Source organism: Arthrobacter sp. B10-11 (assembly GCF_033142195.1).
Taxonomy (GTDB): domain Bacteria; phylum Actinomycetota; class Actinomycetes; order Actinomycetales; family Micrococcaceae; genus Arthrobacter; species Arthrobacter oryzae_C.
Map to the genome: position 1 here is coordinate 782845 of NZ_JAWMTH010000002.1, position 24643 is coordinate 807487.

Here is a 24643-nt window from a genome sequence, read left to right on the forward strand (position 1 = left end):
GCGAGATTCCGGGCGCGGCGGCGCGGCACGAGTCCGGGCGAGGCGGCGAGGCTTTCCCCGCCAGATGGACATATCCCCCGGTATCGCCAAGGGGAAATGACCGGGCAGCGGGGAATCGTCATCGGGGCCGGTGCTTAAACAGAAGAACCCCGGTCCTAAGACCGGGGTTCTTCATCTGCGTGCGCGAGGGGGGATTTGAACCCCCACGCCCTTTCGGACACTGGCACCTGAAGCCAGCGCGTCTGCCGTTCCGCCACTCGCGCGCAACTTCTTTCGTCCGGCAGGAAGCCCGGTTTTTCGGACTGCCAGCCCTGTGAAAGCAGCGAGATCAAGCATAACGGACAACTGCGGGAAAACACCAATCGGGCCCGGTTGCAGGCTCCGTAGCCGAAAACGCGGCCGGCGACTATCACCATGAACGCGGTCGTCCGGGCCCTGTCAGGATAGGCACCAGCGCGGGACGGAATGAACGAATCTCCCCGCCCCGGCGTTGTGCATTAAGGTCATTCACAGCACCGGCCAGTAGTATCAGATGTAGGAGTGCCCGTCCCCGGCGCACTCCCGGCAATGTTGTGAACTGAGTTCCGAAACGAGTGCTGCCCCGCAGCCGCCAGGAGAGGAGAGGTGCCATGGGAATGCTGGACAAAGTCGAGCGCGGCATCGAAAAGGCCGTCCGCGGTGTCTTCTCCACCGGTTCGCGGGCCCAGGTTGAGCCTGTGGAAATCGCCAGCCGGCTCCGCCGCGAAGTGGACCACAAGGCCATCACCATCGCAGCGGGCCGCACCCTCGCCCCCAACGTTTTTGACGTCCGCCTCAGCGAGGACGACTTCAAGCGGGCGCAGGAATGGGGTACGCCCCTGGCCGAGGAGCTCTGCGACGTCGTCATCAACCATGTCCGGAGCCAGGGCTACACCCTCCGGGGATCGGTGCGTATTTCTTTCCGGCGCGACGAGGAAATCCGTGCCGGCGACTTCGAAATCGATTCGAAAACGGAGCAGGCGTCCGGTTCCGCTGCGGCTCCGCCCATGCCAAGGAACAACGTGCCCGCCGCGCCGAGCCGGCAGCCGGTGCGGCTTCAGCCCGTCCTGGACATTGATGGCCAGCGCTACTCGCTGAACGCCCCGTCCATCGTGCTGGGCCGGTCGTCGGAGGCGGACATCCTGGTGGACGACACCGGGGTTTCACGCCGCCACCTCGAAATCCGCACCGCCAACGGCACCACAGAGGCCGTAGACCTGGGATCCACCAACGGCAGTTACGTCAATGGACACAAGGTTGTCGGCAGCGTCGACCTCACTGACGGCTCCACCATCACGATGGGACGGACCAAAATCATCTTCCGCCTTTTGCCCGCCAACTCCGGTGGCCGCCCGTGAGCGAACTGACCATTACGGCCCTGCGGTTCGGATTCCTCCTGTTGCTGTGGGTTCTCATCTTCAGCATCGTGTCCGCCATGCGGCGGGACCTGATGATCGGCAGGAAAGCGGCAATGGGTGCTCCCACTGCCCGCCAGGTGCGGAAACACCCCGAGCTGGCGGAAACAGCACCGCCGCCCGCGAAGCAGCAGGCCCGCCAGCTGGTGGTCACGGAAGGTCCGCTCAAAGGCCATACGATCCCCCTTGCGGACAGTCCCATCCTCCTGGGCCGCGCCCAGGAGGCCACCCTGGTACTTGAGGATGATTATGCTTCCGGCCGGCACGCCCGGCTATTCCCGCAGGGCAGCCGCTGGTTCATCGAGGATCTCGGCTCGACCAACGGCACATACCTGGCCAATCAGCAGCTCACCCGCGCCCTCCCGGTGGAGCTCGGTGTCCCCGTGAGAATCGGCAAGACGGTCATCGAATTGAGGCCATAGCCGTGGCCGTCCCGGAAAACCCCGCCGACAAGGGCCCCGTCCCGAAGCGGCCGCTCATCATGCGCTATGCGGCCCGCTCGGATGTGGGACGCATCCGCGCCAAGAATGACGACTCCGCCTACGTCGGCCGGCACCTGGCCATCGTGGCCGACGGCATGGGAGGCCATGCCGGGGGTGACGTGGCCTCCGCGGCGACTGTCCTGGACATGCTCCACCTGGACCACGGGCACTACGACGGCGACGCCGGAACCGTGCTTGCAGATGAAATCCAGACCGCGAATTCTCTCCTGTCTGAACTGGTCCACATCAATCCCAAACTGGCAGGCATGGGTACCACCGTGACGGCCCTGCTCCTTGCCGAAGGGAAGCTTCACTTCGCCCACATCGGCGACTCCCGGGCGTACCGGCTGCGCAACGGCGAATTCAAACAGATCAGCGTGGACCACACGTTCGTCCAGAGACTCATCGATGAGGGCCGGCTGCGTCCCGAGGAAGCCGAGACCCATCCGCACAAGAACGTCCTGATGCGGGTCCTGGGCGACGTCGACGCCAGCCCCGAACTCGACCTCGCCACCCTGGACGTCGAACCCGGCGAACGCTGGCTGCTCTGTTCCGACGGTTTGAACTACGTTGCCGGGCACGTGGTGGAACGCATGGTCCGCGAAACCAAGGACCTGCGCGAATGCGTGGAGACCCTCGTAGACCTCACCCTTGAGGCCGGCGCACCGGACAACGTCACAGTGGTCATGCTTGAAATTGTCGAAGAGACTGCCGACGACGTCCGCACGGCCGCCGTCGAAATCGTTCAGCCGCCGGCTGGCAGCGTCGATGCCACGAAGACTGCCGCCCCGGCCACTTCCCAGGCGGTCCCTTCCGATGACGCCACACCCAAACCCGCGGCAGATACTGGCCACACGGCTTCCGGCGCGGACGACACCGGCCCCAACCCTCCTTCAAAACCCGGTGAGCCGACCACCAGCACGGACCCTCATCTGGGCGAACATCTTTCCGCGGCGGTGCTCCGCGAGGAACTGTCCAACCGTCCGCATGAACTCGTTGGCGCAGCTGCCGCGGCGGCAGAATCCGGGTCCATTCCCACGATTGCCGGCCGGACTGTGGCGCGCCGCGCGGCAACCGTGCTCACGCACAAATCGGATCAGAACCGCGAGGAAACCGACGAGTACAAGCCCGCCGCCAAGCCGCGCCGCTGGGTGACGATGGCCACTGCAGCTGCCCTGCTCGTCATCCTGGGCGTCGGCCTGTGGCTTGGTTATGCCTGGACGCAGACGCGCTACTACATCGGCGAATACGACCAGCGGGTTGCCATCTACAACGGCGTTTCGCAGCGGCTGGGGCCCATCCAGCTCTCAACGCTGGAGACAGTGACGGAGATCCGCATGTCGGACCTCCCGGAATTCTCCCAGCAGCGGGTCCGCCAGACCGTCCCGGCACGGGATCTATACGACGCGCAGCGGATCGTCAAGAACCTCGACCTGACTGGAACAACGTCGCCGGCCGACGAATGCGCGAGCCCCACGGCCACCGCCACCCCCTCCGCCTCGGGGACGGCGCCGGCGCCGGGCGGCACAGCGTCTCCACCCGGAACAACCGCACCGTCAGCAAGTCCCAGCCCGTCGTCCAACGCTTGTGAGGAGGCCAAATGACACAGATTGAGGCCACCCCCAAGCCACGCAGGAATACCGAGCTGGCGCTCCTGATCCTTGCCCTTGCCGTGGGCATCGGCGCCAATGCCCTGGTGGGCGTGGACCAGGAGAAGGCTTTTGACCAGGACTTCTGGTTCCAGTCCAGCCTCCTCGCGGCCGCCGCCCTCGTCTTCCACATCGTTCTGCGCATCCGTGCTAAATATGCAGATCCAGTAATACTTCCGCTCGTGGTGGCCCTCAACGGCCTTGGCTTGGCCATGATCCATCGCCTGGACCGCGTGGGCGAAGACACCGGCAACAACCAGCTCCGCTGGACGCTGGTTGCCATGGGCGTCGCCATCGCCGTCATCTGGTTCCTCAAGGACCACCGGATCCTGCGCCGGTTCACCTACATCTCACTTGCCGTGAGCGCCCTGCTGCTGATCCTTCCTTTGGTGCCGGGCATCTCCGCCGGCGAAATCCTTGGCGCGAGCGTCTGGATCAAGATCGGCCCCATGACCTTCCAGCCGGGTGAGGTAGCCAAGATCACCCTGGCAATATTCTTCGCCGGGTATCTCTCGTCAAACCGTGACCTCATCCTCCTGGCCGGACGCAAGATCGGACCGCTGCAGTTCCCGCGGTTCAAGGACATGGGCCCCATGATCACGGCGTGGCTGGTCAGCATCGGCGTGCTGATCTTCCAGCGTGACCTCGGCTCCTCGGTACTTTTCTTCGGCCTGTTCATCGTGATGATCTACGTCGCCACGAGCCGGATCAGCTGGGTCATCATCGGCGTGGGGCTGCTGCTCGGCGGAGGCTTCATTGCCTCCCGGGTCTTCTCCCACGTGGGCCTCCGCATCGACGGGTGGCTCAACGCCTTCACCGACGAAGTCTACGGACGGCAGTACGGCGGCAGCCTCCAGATCGTGGAGGGCCTGTTCGGCATGGCCAACGGCGGCCTCGTGGGCACCGGCCTGGGCCAAGGGCGGCCGAACCTGGTCCCGTTCGCGAACAGCGACATGATCATTGCCTCCTTCGGCGAGGAACTCGGCCTGATCGGCCTCTTCGCCATCGTGATGATGTACCTCCTGCTGTTCACGCGGGGTTTCCGGGCGGCACTGGGCACGCGCGACGCCTTCGGGAAGCTGCTTGCCTGCGGTCTGTCCTTCGCCATCGCGCTGCAATGCTTCGTGGTGATCGGCGGCGTCACGCGCCTGATTCCACTTACCGGGCTCACCACCCCCTTCCTGGCGGCAGGCGGATCCTCGCTGCTGGCCAACTGGATCATCGTTGGCCTGCTGCTGATGATTTCGCACACCGCACGCGGCCCTGTGGACACCACTCCCATGCCGCACGGCGCCGAGCCCGGCGAACCCGGTGAGCAGAAGCCTGTTCCGCCGTCACCGCCACGGCCGGCAAAACAGCCCGCACGGCAACCTTCATCCGCCCATCCCGACGCACCAACTGAAGCGGTGAAACAACTGTGAACCATGCCATCCGGAATTCATGGATTGCCGCGGTCGCCATGTTCGCGCTGATCTTCGGCGCGCTCAGCTATGTGCAGGTTGTGGGCGCCGACGAGCTGCAGGCCAACGCCTGGAACAAGCGCGCCATCCTGCAGAACTACTGCAACGACCGCGGAGCCATCATCGTGGGCGGGAAGCCCATCGCGCAGTCCGTTGCCGCCTCCGAAAGCTGCAAGTTCCAGCGGACCTACACGGAACCTGAACTCTATGCCGGCATCACGGGCTACTTCTCCAAGAATTACGGCGTCACCGGTCTGGAAAGTGCCCTTAACGAGCAGTTGGCCGGCAGCTCGGACCAGCTTTTCCTGGACCGCATCGGCCAGCTTTTCCTTGGCAACCAGCCCAAGGGCGCCTCGGTTGAACTCACCTTGGACCCTGAGCTCCAGAAGCTCGCCTACGACCTGATCCCGGACGGCCAGCGGGGCTCCATCGTGGTGACGAACCCCAAGACCGGTGACATCCTGGCCATGGTGTCCAAACCGTCCTACGATCCCAACCTGATCGCAACGCAGGATGCCGACGCCGAGGCTGCCAACTTCAATGAACTGAACAAGATTCCCGGGATCAACCTGAACCAGAACGTCAGCGGTCCCACCGGCGCCCTCCTGGCACCGGGATCGGTCTTCAAGCTCGTGGACACCGCCGCGGCACTCAGCTCGGGCAAGTACAACAAGGACAGTGAGCTGCCCAACCCGGCCGAGATGAGTTTCCCAGGCATCGAATACAAGCTGCCGAACTACGCCGGAGGCAACTGCTACACACAGAGCACGGCGAGCTTCGCCTTCGCCCTCCAGCAGTCCTGCAACACTCCGTTCGCGGAGATCGCCCGGGACCTGGGCCAGGAGGCCATCGCCACACAGGCGGCCAAGTTCGGCTTCGGCGAGGACCTCGGCGACCAGCTGAAGCTGGACTACGCCAAGAAGGCCTTCCCGGAGGAGGAGCTGGATGCGGCAGGACTGGCCCAGTCCGCGATCGGCCAGCGCGATGTCCGTGCCACTCCGCTGCAGATCGCACTGATGACATCCGCCATAGCCAACGGCGGCGTCCAGATGCGGCCCAACCTCATCAAGACGGTGCGGTCCCCGGATTTGCGCATCATCAGCGAACCGAAGCCCGAAGTCCTACGGACGTCCACCAGCCCGGAGATTTCGCGGCAGATCACGGAGTGGATGACCAGCGTGGTCAGTCAAGGAATCGGCCGCGGTGCTGCCGTGCCCGGTGTCCAGGTGGCCGGCAAGACCGGCACAGCCGAGCTGGGAACCGACGGCTTGAACAATTCATGGTTTACCGGGTTCGCCCCGGCCAACGACCCGCAGGTGTCGGTGACCATCGTCATGCAGGGCGTGGACATCACCACCGGCGCACAGCTAACCAGTCCGAACGCGAAGAAGATTTTTGAGGCGGTGTTGAATAAGTGAGGCCTACATCAGGGATCACCCTCGGCGGGAGATTCCAGCTGACCACGCGTATTGCGATTGGCGGGATGGGAGAAGTCTGGAAAGCCAAGGACCTTATCCTTGGCCGGATTGTCGCCATCAAGGTGCTCAAAGAGGAGTACACGGGCGATCCCGGGTTCCTCCAGCGCTTCCGTGCCGAGGCGCGCCACACGGCGCTGCTGAACCACGTGGGCATCGCCAACGTCTTTGATTACGGCGAAGAAGAAGGCTCGGCCTACCTGGTCATGGAGCTGGTCCCGGGCCAGCCCCTGAGCAGCATCATTGAACACGAACAGGTCCTTTCGCCGGACCGGACACTGTCCATGATTGCCCAGACGGCACGCGCCCTCTCTGTTGCCCACGCCCAGGGCCTGGTACACCGCGACATCAAACCGGGCAACCTGCTGATCACACCGGACGGCCGCGTCAAGGTCACGGACTTCGGCATCGCCCGGCTGGCGGACCAGGTTCCGCTGACCCAGACCGGACAGGTCATGGGCACTGCCCAGTACCTTGCACCGGAACAGGCAACCGGCCAGACCGCCACGGGTGCCTCGGACATCTACTCGCTCGGCGTCATCGGCTACGAGTGCCTCACCGGGCACCGCCCGTTCTCCGGCGAGTCGCAGATCGCCATCGCCCTGGCCCAGGTCAACGATGCGCCGCCGCCGCTCCCGGAGACCCTGCCGACGCCGGTACGCGCCCTCCTGATGTCCATGCTCGCCAAGGATCCCAAGAACCGCCCCGCGAACGCCATCAAGCTGTCCGAGGCAGCGGAAGCCATCCGCAACGGTGATATCGCTGCCGCCCACGCGGCCGTACCCGGAATGCTGCTCTTCGAAGCGGCCACCGGTCCGATCACCGCGCCGGTGGACATTCCCACGGCCGCCACCGGCGTCATCGAGACCCCCGAAAAGGACAAATCGACGACGGCGACCTCCGCCCTTCCGGTGGTCGGCGCCGCGGGCGCAGGTGCCGCTGCAGGACTCGCCGCCGGAGCTGCTGCAGGAGCCACCGGCCCGCGCGACGCCCTGTCGCGCGCAGATGCCCTGGCTGCCGAACGCACGTGGGAGCAGGAAGAGGAGCAGGACCGCTACGACGAACCTGTCGACGAGCCGCAGCGCAAAGGCCGCAGCCCGTGGACGTGGCCGCTCATCGCCCTCATCGTGCTCGTCCTCTTCGCACTGGCGGGTGTCCTGCTTACCCAGGCAGGCATCTTCTCCCCGTCCAGCCCGGCCGAGTCGTCGGCTACGTCTACGAGCGCCAAGCCAAGCAGCGCCTCGCCGACGTCAACCTCCGCCCGCCCCACGTCCACGAGCGCGAGCCCGACGCCTACTCCCACGCAGTCGACTCCGGAAACCATCAACCTGATTCCGGACGCCTATCTTGGCCAGCCGTACAACACCGTCCGCAGCCAGCTCGTCGGTCTGGGACTGCAGGTCATCGGCGAGCAGGTCTTCAACGATGCGCCGGCAGGCACAGTCACCAATATCGAGCCCTCGGGCCCGGTAAACCCCGGCCAGTCCATCACTGTCACCTATTCAAAGGGCGCCGACCCAAGCAAGGAGTCTTCAGTGCCGGCAATTGGCGTTGGCAGCTCCGAGTCACAGACGCAGCGCGCCATCGAAGACGCCGGGCTGCGCTGGCAGAAGGGCGAGGACGTCGCCGGCAGTGCCGGCCAGGAACCCGGCACGTTCGTCAGTTCGGAGCCGGGCGCCGGAAGCCAGGTGCCCGCAGGTTCCGTGGTGACGTACCACCTTGCCCGGGAAATCCTGCCCACGCCCAGCACCTCCACGTCGAACTAGGACGCACCGTGCCGGACTCACCCCGTCTCCCGTCGCACAGAGAGGACAGCCTCCCAGTGAATACCCAGCGCGTCCTCAACGGACGGTACGAACTCGGTGAGTTGATCGGCCGCGGCGGCATGGCAGACGTCCACCGGGGTGTGGATACCCGGCTGGGCAGGACAGTGGCCATCAAGCTGCTGCGGCCCGACCTTGCCCGGGATCCGCAGTTCCAGGCGCGGTTCAAGCGCGAAGCCCAGGCTGTGGCTGCGTTGAACCATCCTTCGATCGTTGCCATCTACGACACCGGGGACCACGCCGTCCCGGGAGGCCCCGAGGATACTGTCCGGGTGCCGTACATCGTGATGGAATTCGTGGACGGAAAGACCCTTCGGGACCTGATCCGTGCGAAGGAAGTCAGCATCGACCACGCCATCGATTTCAGCCTTGGCGTCCTCTCCGCCCTGGAATACAGCCACCGGGCGGGCATCGTCCACCGGGATATCAAGCCGGCGAACGTGATGTTCTGCGAAGACTCGGACACGATCAAGGTCATGGATTTCGGGATTGCCCGCGCCATGGCCGATTCGTCCGCCACCATGACGCAGACCCAGGCAGTGGTGGGCACCGCCCAGTATCTGTCACCGGAACAGGCCCGCGGCGAGACCGTGGATGCCCGCAGCGATCTTTACTCCGCCGCGTGCCTGCTCTACGAAATGCTGACGGGGCGGCCTCCCTTCATTGGTGACAGTCCCGTGTCCGTCGCCTACCAGCATGTCCGCGAGATGCCCGAGCCCGCCAGCAGCCTCAACCCTGAGGTGACGGAGGCCCTGGACAGCGTCCTGGCCAAGGCGCTGCAAAAGAACCGGGCAGACCGTTTCCAGGATGCGGCCGCCTTCCAGCGTGCCCTGAGGGCCGCCCGCAACGGTGTTCCGGTGCCCGAGGTCGCGGCGGGCGAGGAATCAACGGATCCCGTCAACACGGTCGCGGCCGCAGAGCGTACGGCCCAGGCCGCGCCGTACTCGCTGACCGGCGCGAGCTTCCTGGACGACTCACCGGGCGGCCGGCTCCGGCCCGTCCACGACACCCTCGGCGACGACCAGCCCATTCCCGCCCAGGTATACGAGCCGTCCGAGTCGAACGATCTTCCGCTGGGATTCCCGCCGGAACGTGAGCGCACCCCCCGACAGAAGTCCCGCCGTCGGACGTGGATTGCCACCCTGGTGATTTTCACGCTGCTGGTCCTGGCGGGCGGCGGCCTGTGGCTCTACAACATGATGAACCAGCCGCCGCCCCCGGTGGCCAAAATCGTCGTCCCTACGGTGACGTCACTAACGGAAACCGAGGCGCTGCAGAAGCTTTATAACGCCCGCTTCAGCCCCACCATCAGCAGGCTTCCCCACGACGCCATCGCCAAGGGAACAGCCATTGGCACGGTGCCCGCCGCAGGAACATCCATGGAGCCCGATTCCAAGGTGACCCTGAACATCTCCGACGGTCCAAGCGCCGTCAAGATTCCGGGCGACCTGCCGGGCCGCACTGAAGCAGCGGCCCGCGACGTCCTGCGCCAGATCGGCCTTGCCGGTGCTCCCGGCACCACCATGGCGAACAGCGCCACGTTCCCGGCCGGGCTGGTCATCACCACGAAACCCGCTCCAGGCGAGTCGGTGGCCGTCGGAACCACCGTGGAAATCGTGGTGTCCACCGGCAAGGTTGCCATGCCCGAACTCCGCGGCCTGCCGCAGCCGGAAGCAGAGGCCGCACTCAAGAACCTGGGCCTGAACATCGCAGTGCGGGAAGTCGAAAACTCCGAGGTCGAACCGGGCAAGGTGACCGAGCAGAGCGATCCCGTGAACGCGCTGGTGGAGCAGGGAAAGACCATTAGCGTGATCGTGGCCAAGGCTCCGGCGCCCACTCCTACTCCGACGCCCACGCCTACGCCCACGGAGACGGGCCGGGACCGGGGCTAGCACCCGTCGAAGCAGTTCCGGCGGGTTAGTGCTGGATGAGCGGGCTCAGCTTGGCGGCCCGTTCTGCCGCTCCCGCCATGCCGAGGGACTCCAGCCAGTTGCCCAGCATCTGGTAACCACCCTCCGTGAGGACGGACTCCGGATGGAACTGGACGCCGCAGAGCGGTGCTGTCCGGTGCCTCAGGCCCATGATGACGCCGTTGGCCGTCTGCGCGGTGATCTCCAGGATGTCGGGGATGGTTTCCCGGACAGCCGCCAGCGAGTGGTAACGCGTGGCCGTTACGGGGGAGGGGAGTCCGGCGAAGACGTTGGCTCCTTCATGCTCCACCAGGGACGTTTTGCCGTGCATCAGTTCAGGAGCGTGCGTCACCGTGGCGCCGTACGCCTCAGCCAGGGCCTGGTGCCCCAGGCAGACGCCGAACATCGGCTTGTCCTGGCTGCCGCACCATTTGATCAGGTCGATGCAGACGCCGGCCTCCGCGGGGGTGCCGGGCCCCGGCGAAATGAGGACGCCGTCGCGCGCTTCCGCCATCTCGATTGCCTCGGCGAGCGTGACGTCGTCGTTGCGGACCACTGTCGTCTCGGCGCCGAGCTCCTGGAGGTATCCCACCAGGGTGTAAACAAAGCTGTCGTAGTTGTCTACGACCAGGATCTTGGTGCTCATTGTCGAGTTACTAAACCAATCGTTGAGTCGGTGAACTGGGTGAACTGTGACATCCAGGGGAAGAGGAACTGAACCATCAATACCAGCACGCCGGCAAGCAGCACCAGTGACGTCGCAATCCTGAGCCACAGCGGGCCCGGCAGGTGGCGGAAAATCCATCCGTACATAGCGTCAGCCCTTCCCGAGTGCTTTGGCCACCTGGGCCGCAATTTCAGCCGGCGGTCCCGCCGACGCGGGCTGCCAGCGATCCAGGAGGGAATATGCAATGATGCGTTCTTCCGAACCGAAACGCGGATTGCAGCTCGTCATGGTGAGGTAGGCCTCCGTTGGCCGGGCGGCAGGTTGGGTGGGCACGGGAAGCAGCACATCGGTGGCCGAAGGCAGCACAATCTGGATGTTCCGGAAGACGTAGACGTAGAATCCGTCCCTGGTCTGGACGTAGATTTTGTCGCCGGGAACCAGGGTGTGGATGTTGTCCAGCACGGCCCCGTGCGTCTGGCGGTGGCCGGCCACGGCGAAGTTTCCGGTTGCCCCGGGCATCGCGGTGTCGCTGTAATGGCCCAGGCCCAGCGTGTCCAGGACGTCCGTTGAGGTTCCCTGCACGATGGGCCGGGTGTAGTCCGCGCCAAAACGGGGGATATACATAATGCCAATGGTCTGGCCGTGCCCTGGCGCTTCGGCGACCTTCGGCGGACCGTAGTCGGCAGGACCGGATGCGGCCGCGTCCGGGGCGCCGGATGCTGCGGGAGCCGGGGGGCCGCCCAGCTCCTGGGCGAAGTTCCTGATGGCTTCGCCCTGCTTCGCATCGGACTCCACGTTGGTCCACCAAAGCTGCCAGGCGACGAACAGGAGCAGGATGACTCCCACCGTGATCAGTAGCTCGCCGACAACCTGGATGAGTTTCCGGAGAACGCCGACGCCGCGTGCCGGCACGGCGGCGGTCGTCTCCTTCTCCAGCAACACCACGTGGTCTCCTCAATTGGCGGCTCGGGGCTGGCGCCGGTGTGTTCTGAACTACAGCTAGAATTGGCTGCTAGTAAGAATTCAGACCTGACCAAAGGCGCCAACCCCGCCGGCATGTTCCTTCCTGCAGGATATCAAGCCGAAGGCTCCGCCCTTGATTCAGCCCGACGAGGAGGACCCGTGCCCGAGTCAAAGCCACGAAAGAGGAACGCCGCAGCTGAAAAGCCGGCTTCTGCATCGCAGGCCTACAAGCCCAACGCCGTGTGGTTCAAGCCCGTCATGTTCGGCCTGATGATCATCGGCCTGCTGTGGATCATCACCTTCTACATCAGCGAGGGCGCCCTCCCTGTCAGGGAATGGGAATCCTGGAACATCGTTGCCGGGTTCGGTATTGCGATTGCAGGCTTCCTGATGACCACCCGCTGGCGTTCCTGATACGCACCTTTCACACAAAAAAGTCGGACCGGCACAACGTGCCGGTCCGACTTTTTTTGTTTTATCGGCTCATTTCCGGGCCGGGTTGACCACCCGGATCCCAAGATCGGAACCGGCGTCGGACGTTACGGAAATCTCCACGCCGTGGCCTGCGACCTTGACGCTTCCGTAGGGGTTGTCCGCACTGTAGTAAGCCAGCGGGTCAATGTCCTTGAAGACACTGATCGCTGCGCTGCTCACGGCGCAGGCGTCAAGTGAGCTGACCTCCTGGGTGCGCTTTGTGCCGGACTGCACTTCCTTGGCGATGCACAGCGGATCCGTTGCTTCCAGTCCGAAGGTGGCGTCGAACGGCTGGCGGCTGTTGCCCGGCATGGTGCCGTCGGACCATTTGAAGGGTGCGGGCCGGGCATCCACCGGCAGCGCCAGGCCGGCACCGGGGTGGGCCGACACGTTGTTGTCCGCGTACGACTCGTCGATGTACCAGACCAGCATGCCGTTCTGGTACTTGAAGAAGTCCACCCAGTTCGGGGCGCTGATGCCCCTGGTGAAGGCGTAGGGTCCTTCCGCCAGCGTGGCGTCAAAACCCACGTACTCGCGGTTCTCCACGAGGTAGTACTGCGGGGTGGTTTTCGTTACGGAACCGGTGCTCAGCTGCCACGGCTCTTCGGCGGTCCACTTTCCGGCGCCGGATTCGACGTCGTCGCTGAGGATTACGGTCTTTCCGGCCGAAATCTTCACGTCGTCGATGAACGCGCCCGGGTTGTGGACGCCACCGTCGGTCTGGTACCTGAAGCGGAAGAGTGATTCGAGGCCGCCCGCGTCATAGGAGTAGCGCACCTGGCCCCAGGCTGCCGATCCGCTGAGCGGACGCCCGGCGGACTGCCAGGTGTTGCCGCCGTCTGTGGAGTATTCACCGTAGAGGTAGTCGTAGTTTGCCTCGATGTCGTACCAGACGTTCGCCGTGACGGTCACCCGCGACTGAGCCGGGACGGCGTGGGTCAGGGAATCATTGAGGTTGTCCGCGCTGCCGGTCCACCACGCGGTGGTCCCCGAGGAGGGGACCGTGTAGCTGGTGGTGGTGGTCTTATCCGGCAGGTTGACCCGGACGGCCTGGTCCTTACCGTCAATCTGGAGCTGGGACGGGTTCAGGACGAAGTCGCCGCTCGTGCCGAGCCCTACCTCACTGTGGTCCAGCCAGCCCAGGAAGCGTTTCTCTTCGGGTCCCATCAGGCCAGGGGTGGTGCCGATTCCTTCGTTGGCGGCGGAACCGTGGCCCAGCCAGGACCCTGAACTCATGAGGGTCCAGAAGGCTGTGCTGTTGGTGGCAGCGCCGGACGTGTCGTAGAAGTCCGGCAGTCCCAGGTCGTGGCCGAACTCGTGGGCGAAGACGCCAACTCCGCCGTTTTCGGGTTCGGTCGTGTAGTCGCCCAGCCAGTACTTCGAGGAACCGATCCGGGTTCCGCCGGCGAGGTTTCCGTCAGGTCCGGTGGAACCGAACTGGTTACCGAAGGCGTACCAGCGGTGGGACCAGATCGCGTCCTCGCCCAGGGCGCCGCCCCCGCCTTCCTCACCCTCGCCGGCATGGACTGCCTGGAAGTGGTCGATGTAGCCGTCCGGCTCGTCGAAGTTGCCGTTGTTGTTGAAGTCGTAGCGGTCCCACACATCGAACTGTGCGAGGTACGCGTCAATTTCGGCCGGGGTTTTGCCGGCCGCCACCTGGGAATCCCACCAGGCGTTGCCGGAATCCCGGACAAAAGCCCATGCACCGCCGGTGTCCTCAGTGGCGTTGTCCCCATAGAAGGACCCGTTGTTGGGCACCTTGACCCAGTCCGTCACGGTGTTGGTTACCGAGTACGCGTTGTTGGAAACGGCCTCGTAGTAGCCCTTCATCGATTCGCCGCTGCCGTTGAAGAGTTCTTCGTAGTACGCGGGGCTGAAGTCGCTGGTCCACAGCGTGGTGTTATCAACGGAACGGTCCGGTTTGGCGATCGTGTTGTGCAGCGGGCCTGGTGCTGTTCCGTAGCGGCCCGAGCCCTGGTCACCGAACTCGGCCAGGACGGTAAAGATCTTGTCCTGCTTGACGGTCTCGATTTCAGCGAACTTGTCCGGCGCCAGCTGGACCACGCCGTCATCATTGGCCTTTGCCTGTCCCTTGGCCACCTTGTCGATGGCGGCCTTGCGCCGCTCGACAAGTTCCTTCGACCGCGGTCCGGGACGGTTGTCCTGCCTCACTGCGGCGGCGGATCCGGTTGATCCGTCGTCGACAGGCGGTGCGGCGACGGCAGGGGCCTGGATGCTGAGCATCCCGAGAACGACCCCCGCCAAGCCGGCCACGGCAATTTTGGTTTTCCTCACACGTACCTCCCAGTAATTTGTGATCAGAGCCACAGCATAATGTGAGAGTGCTCGTTCGGCTATCAGCGGTGCCTTGCCAGTGGACATGTCCGCGGCAGCGGCGTGAATATGCTGGAGGCAGCAACAGCGTGCACCAAAGCTAAGGAACCCACATGACCCCGGACGAACGCGGCACCATCATCGGAAGCGACGGCCTGGCCCGCCCGCCCTGGGCCGCTGTGGATCCCCTGCTGCAGGAGTACTACGACACCGAATGGGGCATGCCCGTCCGTGACGAGCAGGGGCTGTTCGAGCGGATCAGCCTGGAGGCCTTCCAGGCGGGATTGTCCTGGGCAACGATCCTGCGGAAACGGCCCGCGTTCCGCGCGGCGTTCCACAACTTCGAGCCGGAAGCGGTTGCGGCTTTCACCGACGACGACGTGGAGCGCCTGATGCTTGACGCCGGCATCGTTCGCAACAGGATGAAGATCAGGGCGGCCATCACGAATGCCAATGCCACTATCGCGCTGCGCAAGGACGGCGGACTGGTGGACTTCGTCTGGAGCTTCCAGCCCGAGGCCACCCCCAGTCCCCGGACACATGCCGAGGTCGCCACCACGTCGCCGGAATCCATCGCCCTTTCCAAGGCCTTGCGGGCCAAGGGCTTCGCTTTTGTGGGACCCACCACGATGCATGCGCTGATGGAAGCGATCGGCATGATTGACACCCATCTTGTGGACAGCCACCGCCGCGGTTCATCTGGCGTATGGACCGAATTACCCTGAAGTTATCCCAGCCCTGTGGGGAAAGTTATCCACAATGTTGATAATTCCGGACCGATCGAGCGCCACTTCCGCGGGTCATGGCCCGCCAGGGACCCTCACTCGGGCTCTTCATAACGTCCAAAAGTTATTAACAGTGTGGATTCCCTGTGGATAACCTGCTCCGTCGGCTTCTCGATCGGCGATCACGCCCTTCACGGAAGTTATCCACTTAACAACAGCGGTATCCCCAGAAGTTATCCACAGGTGGGGATAACCTAGGGGATAATTGTCCCCGGAGGACGCTGTCTTGGTGCGGGAGCACCGAATTCCCGCGGACGGTTTCCGACACTGCAGTTATTAACAGTGTGCATAACCTGTTGACGAGCTCCCTGCCCTCCGAGTCCGGCCTCCAGAGGGGCGCGCGGCTTAATCGCCATCCGGCCCGGGCAGCAGACTTGTCCACTTAACCACAGTCTCCAGGAACATCTTTATCCACAGATGTGGACAAGACGTGGCTGAGTCGTGGCCGGCCGCGGCCCTAAGCGCCAGCTGGCAGGGATTACGCGGGGGAGCACCCCTGAACTACAAGCATGTAAGTTACACACAATGTGGATAACTCCTGTGGAAAACCCCCCGCATGATCCGGGGCAAGGGTGGATGCCGCGAGGGCACGGCCAAGAAAGACGACAGTTGCTGCCGGCACAGATGCCGGAGCCCCGGCCCGGAGTACACACGGGCCGCTGTGGAAGGCTGCGAGGGGCTGTGGGGAAAATGCCGCCGTGTCTAGGCGACGGCCGTTTTCAGCCAGGTGGCGCCGATGAGCAGGCCGAGGACAAGCACCAGGCCTGCCGCCTGCCACACCCGCTGGCGTGGGCCGCGCGGGGCATAGGCGATGACTGCGGCACAGGCCGCACCGGTCACCGCGCCGCCAAGGTGGGCCTGCCAGGCGATCTGCGGGACGATAAAGCCGATGGCACCGTTGATGGCTATCAGCACCCACAGCTGCCTAGTGTCGCCGCCGCGGTGGCGTTGGACCACCAGCATGGCGCCGAACAGTCCAAAGATCGCGCCTGATGCGCCCACCACTCCCGAAGGGGGAAGGACGGGTGTCAGGAGGAGGAATCCGACTGATCCGCCGATGGCCGAGATGACGTACAGGGCGAGGAAGCGGAACCTGCCGAGCAGGGGCTCCAGCGCCTGCCCGAACATCCACAGCATGTACATGTTGAGCGCGATGTGGAGGATGAATCCCTGGGAATGGAGGAAGGCGGAGGTGAGCATGCGCCAGGGCTCAAAGACGCCGTACTCGGTGGTGGCGTAGACCGAGGCGAAGGCGAAGTCCTGGTACATCCCGTCGTTGGGAACAACCCACTGCAGCACATAGACAAGGGCGCAGATGGCGATGATCCCGAACGTCACCACAGGCCGGCCGCCGACGGCGGTGCCGCCGTAGACGGTCCTGGCTGCCGGCGTCGTTCGTTTTGTTTCGTTGACGCAGTCAATGCATTGGAATCCGACGGCGGCCGCCCGCTGGCACTCCGGGCATGCCGGGCGCCCGCAGCGCTGGCACCGGACATAGGAAGGCCTGTCCGGGTGCCGGGGGCACACCGGTATCTGCGCGGACGGCACGGCCGCCGGAATTCCGTAACTCATGGGGTGTTAGAGCTGCTCGACGTCGATGCTGTTGATGACGACGTCCTCGACCGGGCGGTCGCCCATGCCGGTGCGGACACCTTCAATGGCGTCCACAACCTTCTTGGATTCCTCGTCGGCAACTTCACCGAAGATGCTGTGCTTGCCCTGGAGCCAGTCCGTGGGGATGGTGGTGATGAAGAACTGCGAGCCGTTGGTGCCCTTGCCCATCTGGATGCCGGCGTTGGCCATGGCCAGCTTGTACGGCTGGTTGAAGGTCAGCTCGGGGTGGATTTCGTCATCGAACTTGTAGCCCGGTCCGCCGACACCGCGGCCCAGGGGATCGCCGGCCTGGATCATGAAGTCCTTGATGATGCGGTGGAAGATGGTGCCGTTGTACAGGGGGGTGCCGGTCTTGTCCTCACCGGTTTCCGGGTGGGTCCAGGCCTGCTCGCCGGTGGCCAGGCCGACGAAGTTCTTGACCGTCTTGGGCGCGTGGTTGCCGAAGAGGTTGACGACAATGTCGCCGAGGCTCGTGTGGATGGTTGCTTTTGCAGTTGCGATGGCAGTCATAGGCCCATTGTTCCACGTCGGGCTATTGCACATCAGGCCTGCCCGGCAGTTCCGCGCTAGGTGAAATCGGCCCGAAATGCCCCTGATGAATAGCCGGTGCGGGGCAATCCACGTAGGCTAACAACAGAACCGTCACATTAATCGGGAGGTAGTTGTGAAGAAATCGGATCGTATTGCCCGTGACCTGGAGCAGTCAGTCAGCAGCGCGGTAGAGAACGCCAAGGATTGGGCAGCCCCCCGCGTAGAAGCAGCCGTGGACTGGGCGGTTCCCCGCCTGCAGCACGGCATTGACACCGCTTCCCCGAAGATCCAGGAAGGGCTCAAATCGGCAGCCCACAACCTGGCCGACGGCGTTGCCACCGTGACGCCGCGCATCCAGGACGGGCTCGCCCACCTCGCGCCGAAAATCCACGACGCCGTCGAGGGCACCACGCCCCGCCTGCACGAGGCACTGGACAAGGCCGCCCCGGTGATCCTGAATGCCCGCGACCGCGTCGTGGTGGAATATCTGCCCAGGCTCTCGGATCAGATCGGGCACGCTTCGGAGGCCGTTCACCGCACCCTGGAAAGCGCACCTTCCCACGTGGACGCCGTCGCACAGAGGCTTGCGGACTCCGGCGTGGTGCACACCATCCAGGACCAGGCCCAGGCCGCCGGCCACCAGCTCAAGGCTGCTGCAGCCGAGGCAACCCGCGTTGTCACGGGGGAGGCAGCCAAGCCGCAGAAGCCCAAGCACCGCGGACTGCTGATTTTCGGCGTCATCGCGGCAGCCGTCGCCGCCGGCGTGGCTGCCTGGAAGGCGTCCAAGCCGGTTGAGGATCCCTGGAAGACTCCCGCTCCCGTAACGCCCGCACCCGCCCCCGTTCCTGCCACGACCGTCAGTGACGTACACGCGGCATCCGACGCAAGCGTTACGGCCGCCGCCGGCGACAAGGTTGTTGACGCCGCGGACTCGGCTGCTGACGCGTCGGACGACGCCGCCGCGAAGGCTGCTGACAGCGTTGAGGATGCGAAGGATGAGGCAGCCACGGTTGCCACAGATGCCAAGACTGCCACCAGGAACATCGCTTCCAGCATGAACAACGGTTCCACCAAGGCTACCGACAGCTAAAACCCGGCCGTCACCGGACGGCTCTGCAGCAGAGGAGTCCCGCACCAAACGGTGCGGGGCTCCTCTGTTGTTTCCCTGGCCTTCACCCGCCGTCCCGTGCTGTGGCACACAAGGGTGCTAAATTTGTGATGATGTCACCCGATAGATCCGCCGAGGATGCCTCGCAGGACGCTCCGCTTATGCCGCGCGTATCCATCGTCATACCGGCTTACAACGAGGCAAGCGTTATCAGGCAGTGCCTTATTGCGGCGATCTACCAGTCGGTTCCTGCGGCGGAGATCATCGTCGTGGACAATATGTCCAAGGACCGCACGGCGGACATCGTTCGGCAGATGCAGCAGGAATATCCGGACAGCCCCGTCATCCTGCTCAGCCAGGACCAGCACCAGGGCCTCATCCCCACCCGCAACTTCGGCCTCAACCATGCCACCGGCGATGTACTTGGCCGGATCGACGCAGACTCCGTGGTGGAACCGGACTGGGTGGAACAGGTCCAGAAGGCGTTCCTTGACCCGTCCGTCCAGGCGGCTACCGGCCCGGTGGTGTACTACGACATGCCCATGCGCCGCTTCGGCCTCAAGGCGGACGACAAAATGCGCCAGCTGATGCTCAAGCTGGCCAAGCACCAATACCACTTCCTCTTCGGTTCCAACATGGCGCTGCGCCGCTCGGCCTGGGAGACCATCCGCGACGAAACATGCCGGGATGAGAAGGACGAGATGCACGAGGACATCGACCTGTCCCTGCACCTGGCTGAACATGACCTGCGCGTACAGTACTGGCCGCAGATGGTGTCCGGCATGTCCGCCCGCCGCCTCGAGGACTCACCCCGTGACTACCGGTACTACGTGACCCGGTTCGACCGGACCTACAAGGCACACAACGTCAAGAAGATGGCCCTCAAGGCGCCCATGGTGGTGTTCTTCTCCGTCTACTTCCCGGCCAAGCTCCTGCGCGCCATTCACACAGTGAACTCCGCCCAGCCTGTTCGCCGCGGCGGCCAGTAGGTTCAGCCGCAGGCCGGCAACCCGGCCTATCGGGTGGCCCGCCCGGGATTCAGTCCGTTCCCAGTTCAGCCAGCCGGGCTTCGCCGGCGCGTACCGGCTTTCTGCGGCGCTGGCCGGCCACCACCACGGCGAGACCCACCAGGATCAGCGCCAGTCCCGCATAGGTGCCGCCCGGCAGGGTCTCGTCCAGGAACAGCGCCGCCAGTAGCGCCGCACCAGGGATCTCCAGCAGGATGATCATGGATACCAGCAGCGGGCTCATGGTGGCCAGCAGATGGTTGAAGGCCGTATGCCCCACGAGCTGGGCGCATACGGTGATGGCGAGGATCCCCAGCCAGCCGGCGGCGTCAAAGCCCACCAGCGGCTGTTGAGACGGGAGTGCCAGCAGTGCCACCAAGGCGGCGCACATGCCGTAGCAAAGCGTGGTGTAGGTCCCCGTGCGCATGGTCGCGCGTGCCTTGCCGCCTGCGAGGGTATACAGGCCGGCCAGGGCGCCGCCTGCCACGGCCAGCAGGTCTCCCAGCAATGCATCCGGGGAGGTGCCCATGTCGAACCCCGTGATGGCCACAACGCCGCCGAAAGCCATTCCAAGGCCCACCAGCACCTGCCAGCGGTGGCGCACGCCGCGGAACAGCTGGAAGACCGCGATCCAGCCGGACTGAAGGCAAACCAGCGCCGTGGCCGCTGCTACGGACGTCAGCTGGAGGGAGGTGATGAAACAGGCGAAGTGCAGTGCCAGGGCGACGGCGGCAAGCGCCGACCAGCGGAACTCGCGGACCGTCACCATCCCGAACTGCCGGGGATTGGCTACCAGCACCGGAGCGGCCATCACCGCGGCCCCGATGGCATTCCGCCAGAAGGCGATGGCGAGGGCGCTGACCGTCGTGGCACCCAGCGTTGCGGCAATGAGCGGTCCTGAAGAGGCCACACCGAGCACACCCAAAGCGGCAAGGAAGAAGTTCACTGTTCCAACAGTAATGGTGCTGCGGTGTGGCGCCGCCAGCCCGGGGACAGCGGACAAAACAAAAGGTCCCGGACCGCGTTTCCGCGGTCCGGGACCTTCCTTATGGTGGAGGCACGGGGACTCGAACCCCGAACCCCCTGCTTGCAAAGCAGGTGCGCTACCAATTGCGCCATGCCCCCATAAGAAGCAACCCGTCAATCATACCCTAGTTCCGGAACGCTTCTTACCAGCGTCCGTACCGGGGAACCGGACTATTCGACTTTGTCAGTCGAATCGCTCCAGACCGTTTTCCGGGCTTCGGATTCCTGCACTTTCTTGACGAGCAGCGCGCCTGCGATAGCTACTGCAACTACCAGCAACTTCTTCACATGCACCCCGTTCCGGTCCGGTGTTATCCGAACCATTTCCAAAACCTGTGCAGGTTCCGTGGGCGTACCAGGACTTGAACCTGGGACCTCTTCGTTATCAGCGAAGCGCTCTAACCGCCTGAGCTATACGCCCCGATGCCTCATCGGGCCGAGACATGACTTTACAGCACATCCCGGCCCGATCTCAAATCGAGGCATTTCACCGGGCAAATTCCGGCAAAATTCCGCGGACTAATCGTCCGTCAGGGTCACACCGATGCCGCCCACGAGGGTGGCGGAAATGTTGTAGAGCACCGCCGAGAGCATCGACAGGGCAGTCAGCAGCACCACGTTGACAACCGCGATGATCACCGCGAAGGAAGCCACCTGGCCGAGGGATGCGACCTTCTTCAACTCGAATCCGCCGCCTTCGGAGCCTGCCAGCGTGCCGAGCAGGCTGTCCACCTGGTCGAAGATGCCGGTCAGGTCCAGGACGGTCCACAAGACGATTGCAGCCACGACTGTCACGATGCCGAGGGCAACGGACAGCAGGAAGGCCATCTTCAGCACCGACCAGGGGTCCACCTTGCTGACCAGGAGCCGGGCACGGCGTACTTTCGCCTTCGGTGCCGGCTTGACCAGGCCAGGGGCACCCTGGCCCGGGCGCTGACCCGGAACTCCGGGACGCTGGCCCTGGGGCGTCTGGCCGGGCACACCGGGGCGCTGCCCCTGGGGCGCCTGGCCGGGTCGCTGCCCCTGCGCCGGGCGCTGGCCGGGGACCGTCGGACGCTGTGCCGGGGCACCCGGCGTCGAAGGCCGCTGCTGGGGACGTACGGGGGCGTTCACGCGCGGAGCGGACGCCGGCTGCCTGATCCCGCCGGGAGTGTTGCTGTTCGGCTTGGGATATGAGTCGGAATTACTCACTCGTTACCTCCGGTATTTTCTTCGTCCAGCTCAGCGTTGTCCGATGACTCGTCGGATTCCACGGCCGGTGCTGAATCTGCCTCTGCGGACCCGTTATCTGGTCCGGCACCTTCTGCCAACGTTACGTCATCCCCGGCCGCAGCCGGGCTTTCGGCCGGGTTTTCCGGGTCGGTGGCTTCTGCCTCCTCGCCTTCAAGTCCGCGTTCGCTGTTCCGTGCCACTTCGATGATGCGGTCGTTCTTGTCCGGCTTGGCGAAGATGACGCCCATGGTGTCACGACCCTTGGCAGGCACACCGGCCACCGAGGAACGGACCACCTTGCCCCCCTCCATGACCACCAGGACTTCGTCCTCTTCCTGGACGATGAGGGCACCCACGAGGTGGCCCCGCTCTTCCTGGTATTTGCCAACCTTGATGCCGAGGCCGCCTCGGCCCTGGAGACGGTACTCCTCCACCGCGGTCCGCTTGGCGTACCCGCCCTCGGTGACGATGAAGACGAACGAGCCGTCCTTGACGACGTCGGCCGCCAGCAGTTCATCGTCCTCACGGAACTTCATGCCGGTCACGCCGGAGGTGGCGCGGCCCATGGGGCGCAGCGCATCATCCGTGGCCGTGAAGCGGATGGACTGGCCCATCCGTGAGACCAGCATCAGGTCGTCGGTTTCCGAGACCAGCTGGGCGGAGACGAGTTCGTCGCCGTCACGCAGGTTGATCGCAATCACACCGGCGGAGCGGTTGGTGTCGTAATCCTCCAAGCGGGTCTTCTTGACCAGGCCACGCTTGGTGGCCAGCACCAGGTAGGGGGCGTGCTGGTAGTCGCGGAGGTCCAGCACCTGGGCGATGTGCTCATCCGGCTGGAATGCCAGCAGGTTGGCCACGTGCTGGCCCTTGGCGTCCCGGCCGGCTTCAGCCAGTTCGTAGGCCTTGGCCCGGTAAACGCGGCCCAGGTTGGTGAAGAACAGCAACCAGTGGTGGGTGGTGGTCACGAAGAAGTGCTCCACGACGTCGTCCCCGCGCAGCTGGGCTCCCTTGATGCCCTTGCCGCCGCGCTGCTGCGAGCGGTAGTTGTCACTGCGGGTGCGTTTGACGTAGCCGCCGCGCGTAATGGTGACCACGATTTCCTCTTCGGGAATGAGGTCTTCCATGGACATGTCGCCGTCGAAGCCCATCAGGATGTGGGTCCTGCGGTCGTCTCCGTGCTTGGCCACGATCTCGGCCAGTTCGGTACTGATGATTTCGCGCTGGCGCTCTTCCGAGGCAAGGATCGAGTTGTACTCGGCGATCAGGGCTTCGAGTTCGGCGTGGCGGTCCTGGATCTTCTGGCGTTCCAGGGCTGCCAGGCGGCGCAGCTGCATGTCCAGGATGGCGCGGGCCTGCAGCTCATCGATGTCCAGCAGCTCCATCAGCCCGTCGCGGGCCGCCTCGGTGGTGTTGGACGCGCGGATGAGGGCGATGACCTCATCCAGCATGTCCAGTGCCTTGAGGAGGGCGCGCAGGATGTGCGCCTCTTCTTCCGCCTTGCGCAGGCGGTAGCGGGTCCTGCGGGCGATAACGTCCATCTGGTGCGCCACCCAGTGGCGGATGAAGGCATCCAGGCTGAGTGTCCGCGGCACGCCGTCAACAATCGCCAGCATGTTTGCCGCGAAGTTGTCCTGCAGCTGGGTGTGCTTGTAGAGGTTGTTCAGCACCACCTTGGCTACGGCGTCGCGCTTGAGCACGATCACGAGGCGCTGGCCCGTACGGCCGGATGTCTCGTCACGGAGGTCGGCGATGCCCGAGATCTTCCCGTCCTTGACCAGTTCGGCGATCTTGATGGCCAGATTGTCCGGGTTGGCCTGGTACGGCAGTTCGGTGACCACCAGGCAGGTGCGGCCCTGGAGCTCCTCCACGTTGACCACGGCACGCATGGTGATGGAGCCGCGTCCGGTCCGGTAGGCATCCTCGATGCCCTTGTGGCCCAGGATCTGCGCACCGGTGGGGAAATCCGGTCCCTTGATGCGCAGCAGGAGCTCTTCCAGCAGCTCTTCGCGGCTGGCCGTCGGGTTGGACAGGTACCACTGCACGCCGTCCGCGACCTCGCGGAGGTTGTGCGGCGGAATGTTGGTGGCCATGCCGACGGCGATGCCCGAGGAGCCGTTGACCAGCAGGTTGGGGAAGCGCGCCGGCAGGATGGTGGGTTCTTGGTTCTTGCCGTCGTAGTTGTCCTGGAAATCGACGGTCTCCTCGTCGATGTCGCGGACCATCTCCATGGCAAGCGGTGCCATTTTTGTTTCGGTGTACCGCGGGGCTGCTGCGCCGTCGTTGCCCGGCGAGCCGAAGTTGCCCTGCCCGAGGGCCAGCGGGTAGCGCATGGTCCAGTCCTGGATCAGGCGTACCAGGGCATCGTAGATGGCAGTGTCGCCGTGCGGGTGGTACTGGCCCATGACCTCGCCCACCACACGGGCGCACTTGTTGAAGGAGCGGTCCGGGCGGTAGCCGCCGTCGAACATGGCGTAGAGAACGCGGCGGTGGACGGGCTTGAGTCCGTCACGGACGTCCGGCAGCGCGCGGCCCACGATAACGGCCATGGCGTAGTCGAGGTAGGAGCGCTGCATTTCCGTCTGCAGGTCCACCTGTTCCACGCGGTCGACCAGCACGTCGCCCTCCAGGACGGGCTCGACGGGACCGGCGGAGTCGCCGGGAACCTCGGGTGTTTCGTCACTCATTGTCTA

General features: G+C 64.6%; 21 protein-coding genes and 3 tRNA genes. 11 read left to right on the forward strand and 13 right to left on the reverse strand.

What is annotated here, in order from left to right:
- Positions 1-180: 180 nt before the first annotated feature.
- A tRNA-Leu gene (locus RW112_RS09320) sits at positions 181-263 on the reverse strand.
- A 366-nt stretch (positions 264-629) separates the two neighbouring features.
- Here RW112_RS09320 and RW112_RS09325 point away from each other — a divergent pair.
- The 7 genes from RW112_RS09325 to pknB are packed head-to-tail and all read left to right on the forward strand — an operon-like array spanning position 630 to position 10214.
- Positions 630-1376 carry a DUF3662 and FHA domain-containing protein gene (locus tag RW112_RS09325; RefSeq protein ID WP_317781470.1) on the forward strand — a complete coding sequence of 249 codons (747 nt, stop codon included), beginning with the start codon at positions 630-632 and terminating at the stop codon, positions 1374-1376.
- Complete coding sequence (locus RW112_RS09330; protein WP_011689896.1) at positions 1373-1855, forward strand: FHA domain-containing protein; 483 nt, start codon at positions 1373-1375, stop codon at positions 1853-1855. Before RW112_RS09325 ends, RW112_RS09330 begins: the two co-directional genes overlap by 4 nt.
- A gap of 2 nt (positions 1856-1857) precedes the next feature.
- Positions 1858-3519, forward strand: a complete 1662-nt coding sequence (locus RW112_RS09335) for a PP2C family serine/threonine-protein phosphatase (RefSeq protein WP_317781471.1) — start codon at positions 1858-1860, stop codon at positions 3517-3519.
- Positions 3516-4985 carry an FtsW/RodA/SpoVE family cell cycle protein gene (locus RW112_RS09340; RefSeq protein ID WP_317781472.1) on the forward strand — a complete coding sequence of 490 codons (1470 nt, stop codon included), beginning with the start codon at positions 3516-3518 and terminating at the stop codon, positions 4983-4985. Before RW112_RS09335 ends, RW112_RS09340 begins: the two co-directional genes overlap by 4 nt.
- Entirely contained in the window at positions 4982-6442 is a 1461-nt protein-coding gene (locus RW112_RS09345; protein ID WP_317781473.1) for a penicillin-binding protein 2, read from the forward strand. Before RW112_RS09340 ends, RW112_RS09345 begins: the two co-directional genes overlap by 4 nt.
- Positions 6439-8265: a protein kinase domain-containing protein gene (locus RW112_RS09350; RefSeq protein WP_317781474.1), complete on the forward strand. Its 1827-nt coding sequence runs from the start codon at positions 6439-6441 to the stop codon at positions 8263-8265. The genes RW112_RS09345 and RW112_RS09350 overlap by 4 nt, the downstream gene beginning before the upstream one ends.
- Positions 8266-8321: 56 nt before the next feature.
- Positions 8322-10214, forward strand: a complete 1893-nt coding sequence (gene pknB / locus RW112_RS09355) for a Stk1 family PASTA domain-containing Ser/Thr kinase (RefSeq protein ID WP_411709888.1) — start codon at positions 8322-8324, stop codon at positions 10212-10214.
- A gap of 25 nt (positions 10215-10239) precedes the next feature.
- Here the strand turns inward: pknB and RW112_RS09360 are convergent, their stop codons facing one another.
- Genes RW112_RS09360 through RW112_RS09370 form a run of 3 tightly spaced genes read right to left on the reverse strand, consistent with a single transcriptional unit; the run spans position 10240 to position 11844 of the window.
- Entirely contained in the window at positions 10240-10878 is a 639-nt protein-coding gene (locus RW112_RS09360) for an aminodeoxychorismate/anthranilate synthase component II (protein ID WP_317781476.1), read from the reverse strand.
- Positions 10875-11045 (reverse strand): hypothetical protein, encoded by a 171-nt coding sequence (locus RW112_RS09365; RefSeq protein WP_305942939.1) that lies wholly within the window; start codon positions 11043-11045, stop codon positions 10875-10877. Before RW112_RS09365 ends, RW112_RS09360 begins: the two co-directional genes overlap by 4 nt.
- Before the next feature lie 4 nt (positions 11046-11049).
- Positions 11050-11844 (reverse strand): class E sortase, encoded by a 795-nt coding sequence (locus tag RW112_RS09370; protein WP_317781477.1) that lies wholly within the window; start codon positions 11842-11844, stop codon positions 11050-11052.
- 177 nt (positions 11845-12021) lie between these two features.
- Between RW112_RS09370 and RW112_RS09375 the strand changes: the two genes are divergently transcribed.
- Positions 12022-12276, forward strand: a complete 255-nt coding sequence (locus tag RW112_RS09375) for a cell division protein CrgA (RefSeq protein WP_305942937.1) — start codon at positions 12022-12024, stop codon at positions 12274-12276.
- A 69-nt stretch (positions 12277-12345) separates the two neighbouring features.
- Here the strand turns inward: RW112_RS09375 and RW112_RS09380 are convergent, their stop codons facing one another.
- The gene (locus RW112_RS09380) at positions 12346-14631 is read right to left on the reverse strand and encodes an immune inhibitor A domain-containing protein (protein ID WP_317781478.1); all 2286 of its coding nucleotides are present in this window, start codon (positions 14629-14631) and stop codon (positions 12346-12348) included.
- Positions 14632-14783: 152 nt separating this feature from the next.
- Between RW112_RS09380 and RW112_RS09385 the strand changes: the two genes are divergently transcribed.
- The gene (locus RW112_RS09385) at positions 14784-15395 is read left to right on the forward strand and encodes a DNA-3-methyladenine glycosylase I (protein ID WP_317781479.1); all 612 of its coding nucleotides are present in this window, start codon (positions 14784-14786) and stop codon (positions 15393-15395) included.
- Positions 15396-16157: 762 nt separating this feature from the next.
- On the opposite strand, the gene RW112_RS09390 is transcribed toward RW112_RS09385, so the two are convergent.
- Together RW112_RS09390 and RW112_RS09395 are read right to left on the reverse strand one after the other, a co-directional pair.
- Positions 16158-17027 (reverse strand): rhomboid family intramembrane serine protease, encoded by an 870-nt coding sequence (locus RW112_RS09390; RefSeq protein ID WP_317781480.1) that lies wholly within the window; start codon positions 17025-17027, stop codon positions 16158-16160.
- A gap of 6 nt (positions 17028-17033) precedes the next feature.
- Complete coding sequence (locus tag RW112_RS09395; protein ID WP_028271893.1) at positions 17034-17579, reverse strand: peptidylprolyl isomerase; 546 nt, start codon at positions 17577-17579, stop codon at positions 17034-17036.
- A 154-nt stretch (positions 17580-17733) separates the two neighbouring features.
- On the opposite strand from RW112_RS09395, the gene RW112_RS09400 reads away from it, so the two are divergent.
- Together RW112_RS09400 and RW112_RS09405 are read left to right on the forward strand one after the other, a co-directional pair.
- On the forward strand, positions 17734-18690 hold the full coding sequence (locus tag RW112_RS09400; RefSeq protein ID WP_317781481.1) for a hypothetical protein: 957 nt from the start codon (positions 17734-17736) through the stop codon (positions 18688-18690).
- 131 nt (positions 18691-18821) lie between these two features.
- Positions 18822-19697, forward strand: a complete 876-nt coding sequence (locus RW112_RS09405) for a glycosyltransferase (protein ID WP_305942932.1) — start codon at positions 18822-18824, stop codon at positions 19695-19697.
- Positions 19698-19746: 49 nt separating this feature from the next.
- Here RW112_RS09405 and RW112_RS09410 read toward each other — a convergent pair whose 3' ends face one another.
- The 6 genes from RW112_RS09410 to gyrA all read right to left on the reverse strand — a co-directional run bounded on the left by RW112_RS09410 (position 19747) and on the right by gyrA (position 24637).
- A complete protein-coding gene (locus tag RW112_RS09410; protein ID WP_317781482.1) occupies positions 19747-20661 on the reverse strand; it encodes a DMT family transporter in 915 nt (304 codons plus the stop codon).
- Between the two features lie 103 nt (positions 20662-20764).
- Positions 20765-20840: transfer RNA gene (locus RW112_RS09415), tRNA-Ala, on the reverse strand.
- Between the two features lie 72 nt (positions 20841-20912).
- On the reverse strand, positions 20913-21065 hold the full coding sequence (locus RW112_RS09420) for a DLW-39 family protein (protein WP_317781483.1): 153 nt from the start codon (positions 21063-21065) through the stop codon (positions 20913-20915).
- A gap of 23 nt (positions 21066-21088) precedes the next feature.
- Positions 21089-21162, reverse strand: a tRNA-Ile gene (locus RW112_RS09425).
- A gap of 98 nt (positions 21163-21260) precedes the next feature.
- Entirely contained in the window at positions 21261-21932 is a 672-nt protein-coding gene (locus RW112_RS09430; protein ID WP_317781484.1) for a DUF3566 domain-containing protein, read from the reverse strand.
- Positions 21929-24637 carry a DNA gyrase subunit A gene (gyrA, locus tag RW112_RS09435; RefSeq protein ID WP_305942928.1) on the reverse strand — a complete coding sequence of 903 codons (2709 nt, stop codon included), beginning with the start codon at positions 24635-24637 and terminating at the stop codon, positions 21929-21931. The genes RW112_RS09430 and gyrA overlap by 4 nt, the downstream gene beginning before the upstream one ends.
- Positions 24638-24643: the final 6 nt, after the last annotated feature.